Genomic DNA, 2,723 nt, shown 5'->3' with positions numbered 1-2,723 from the left:
CATCAAAGTCATTAAATTGATATTCTAAAGAGCCTATATACCAATTTAGTATCGAAATTCCTTTCGTAACATTATCTATAGTATTCTGTAGGATATCACTCCCTAATCCTTCCATTCCTCCTTCTGATAAAACTTCTTCTATTTCATCAAATACCTGCTTCTCCTTTGTCAAAATATAATTATAATCATCTGGCTCTTGATTTAGATATTTTGCTTCCCATTCTTCCACTATAACCTGTTTTACTTCTTCCTTATACACTGAATTATCACCCTACTCCGTCTCCTTTTTAAACCATGCTACTAACGCCTCATCACTTTGATACATCGTTTCATATGTTACATATACATATTGAGATGCTTTTTCATAAAACAATAATAATCGATCCATATTTGCTTTCAAACTACTTGCAAAATATTGCATTGGCTCCTTAGCCTTTCCCTCATATATAGAATCTTCACTAATTAATAAATTAGTGATTTCATCTGCTGTTGTAACGGCAGATACTAACTCACCTGCTATATCCGTTAATTTAGACATATAATCTAATAGTTCTACTCCTACTAGTAATTTTTTATCTATATTCTCATCCATTATCTCATTCCTTTTTTAGTTCTAGATGCATCATTAATTGTAACCTCATACTACGTGGGCTGATTTCTCTCTTACTTCCTTTACTCATATCATATTTAAATCCTTTATTTTCTTTCCAGTAATATGCTTCTTCTTGCTTAACTTTTTGATTAATATATTCCCCAAGGACAATAACCTCTCCATCATAATCTTCTAGCTCTTCTAGCCACTGTTCAAATGTGATTTTCTCTTGTCTAAAGCTAACTTCTTTTTCTTTCTCTGTCATATAATTACATTCCTTTAATAGACTAGTAAGAATTACAACACTATCTACAGCGATTAATTCATATTCATTTTCTCTATCTGCTATACCAATTACTCTTCTGTTTGGGTATACAGCTAACTTCATTTTATTGATTATTAGATGCTTCTCGCATTTTCTATACTCTTCCCATAGCATTAATATGGCGATTCCTTCTTTTGTAAATTTATTATCCCTATCTAATAGCTTCTTCGTTTGAAATGACTTTATTACTCGATCTTTATATTCTGCCATCTGTGATTCTAACGGATACTTAAAGAATACACCAAATGGATTTGGTCCTTTCGTAACTTCATTTATAAATAACAATTCCTCTTTACTTATCCTCATTATATCGTTTTCAAAACCTCATACTCTTCCCAGTTTTCATAGAAAACATCTAAGTTAGACTGTAACTTTTCTAAATGTTTAATCGCACTTGGTATCGGGACTTCTTCTCCAATAACAAAGTCCTTGTGATATTGGGTTAAGAGATCCATGAATGCACACATGGTCAATTGGCTTTCACCATCCCAATTTGTCTTCGATTCGATTTCTTCCTTCACTGCAATAGCTAAACTATATGTATTCAATAAGATTTCTTCTAAACTTTTCATCTTATCTAATACTTCTTGCATCTTTTCACCATCACACTTGAGCATATCAGCCACTTTTTCACTTGTTTCTTCACTCATTTCTTACTCCCTTTCTCTTTTTCTTTCTTTGCCTCTTCTTCTGCCTTTCTTTGTTCCTCTTCTTTTCTTCGTTCCTCTTCTTTTCTATTTGATAATTCATTCTCTAATGCCTGCTCTTCTCTCGACGCTTGGTTTTGCCAATGCTCGCACTTAACACTTGCTTCATCTTTTCTTTTCTTAGCCGTTTCTAATGCAGTCTCCATCTTATTAGTCAAATTATTATTATCCAATTCCCATATATTAAGATAATAATTATAATTACTCATTATATGACCTGTTGCACTACGATGATTGATATTAAACTGCGTTTTATACTTTGTGCTGGTTTCCTGTATTTCATACAGTTTATCTTCACATACAGGAATCTTTTTATCTAAATACTCAATAATCTTTTCATATTTTTGCTTATTGCATACTGCTTCTAAAAAAGCATCTGTATTTATACCATAGTTGCGTATCTCTCGCCACGTTTCTTCTGTCACAATTCTCCTCCTTACTTCTTAGTATTATCCTAAATATCCCTGTTATCATCTATGATAAAAAGAAAAACCCTGACAATATGCAGAGTTTCCTTTTATAAATACTAAATTACATCATTTTAATCTTGTTAAGTTCTTACCCTTTAATAGAAAGAATTTACGATCCTATTATTTTTGAATCTTCAACAAATCAGCAATATCCTTATCAGCCTGTTCAAGAGCTTTTGCAGAACCTCTAAGTTGACCTTCAATACCCTCAATAATTTCTGGGAGCTTTTCCGTTAAGACTGGTTTGATTTCAACATCAAATGTATCCATAAATTGAGATTGTGCAGCACCTTTCCAATTTGTTTCAAGTTCATTAAGTTTGGTATCCAATAGTGTAATTTCACTTATGATTGCATCTTTTCTTTCTTCAAGATATGTAGCTGCAGACTCAAGCTCACTAGGTGTCATTTGTATTATCGTTGTATTTCCACTACTCATATTTTAACCTCCTGATATTTAAAAATTTACACTCAAATTACTACTTAATTTTACACTTTATAACATTAATTAGCAACTAGGTATTTTTTACTATTTATTTCTGTTATTATCCTTTTTGTATTAATCTCTCACAAGTGCGGTTTTAAGTTTTATTATATATTATTTTGCTATCAGTCTTATTCGTAAGCAGT

6 protein-coding genes are annotated in these 2,723 nt (G+C 31.5%); all 6 read right to left on the bottom strand.

Annotation, left to right across the window (positions count from 1 at the left end; translation table 11 throughout):
• Positions 1 to 259, bottom strand: a 259-nt coding sequence (locus tag ACW2QF_RS17080) for a hypothetical protein (RefSeq protein ID WP_455717222.1), incomplete at its 3' end; no start/stop codon positions are given.
• A gap of 12 nt (positions 260 to 271) precedes the next feature.
• The gene (locus tag ACW2QF_RS17075; RefSeq protein WP_455717221.1) at positions 272 to 592 is read right to left on the bottom strand and encodes a hypothetical protein; all 321 of its coding nucleotides are present in this window, start codon (positions 590 to 592) and stop codon (positions 272 to 274) included.
• Positions 593 to 596: 4 nt separating this feature from the next.
• On the bottom strand, positions 597 to 1,223 hold the full coding sequence (locus tag ACW2QF_RS17070) for a DUF5081 family protein (RefSeq protein ID WP_455717220.1): 627 nt from the start codon (positions 1,221 to 1,223) through the stop codon (positions 597 to 599).
• Entirely contained in the window at positions 1,223 to 1,567 is a 345-nt protein-coding gene (locus ACW2QF_RS17065; RefSeq protein WP_455717219.1) for a hypothetical protein, read from the bottom strand. The genes ACW2QF_RS17070 and ACW2QF_RS17065 overlap by 1 nt, the downstream gene beginning before the upstream one ends.
• A complete protein-coding gene (locus ACW2QF_RS17060) occupies positions 1,564 to 2,049 on the bottom strand; it encodes a hypothetical protein (protein WP_455717218.1) in 486 nt (161 codons plus the stop codon). The genes ACW2QF_RS17065 and ACW2QF_RS17060 overlap by 4 nt, the downstream gene beginning before the upstream one ends.
• A 165-nt stretch (positions 2,050 to 2,214) precedes the next feature.
• Entirely contained in the window at positions 2,215 to 2,532 is a 318-nt protein-coding gene (locus ACW2QF_RS17055) for a WXG100 family type VII secretion target (RefSeq protein ID WP_455717217.1), read from the bottom strand.
• Positions 2,533 to 2,723 lie beyond the last annotated feature (191 nt).

Source organism: Anaerosporobacter sp. (assembly GCF_965301125.1).
This window is presented reverse-complemented; position numbering and strand designations above follow the sequence as displayed.

What these genes read in the sequence shown, in the direction of transcription:
- ACW2QF_RS17075 (WP_455717221.1), bottom strand. Translation starts at nt 592, where the DNA reads ATGGATGAGAATATAGATAAAAAATTACTAGTAGGAGTAGAACTATTA.
- ACW2QF_RS17070 (WP_455717220.1), bottom strand. Translation starts at nt 1,223, where the DNA reads ATGAGGATAAGTAAAGAGGAATTGTTATTTATAAATGAAGTTACGAAA.
- ACW2QF_RS17065 (WP_455717219.1), bottom strand. Translation starts at nt 1,567, where the DNA reads ATGAGTGAAGAAACAAGTGAAAAAGTGGCTGATATGCTCAAGTGTGAT.
- ACW2QF_RS17055 (WP_455717217.1), bottom strand. Translation starts at nt 2,532, where the DNA reads ATGAGTAGTGGAAATACAACGATAATACAAATGACACCTAGTGAGCTT.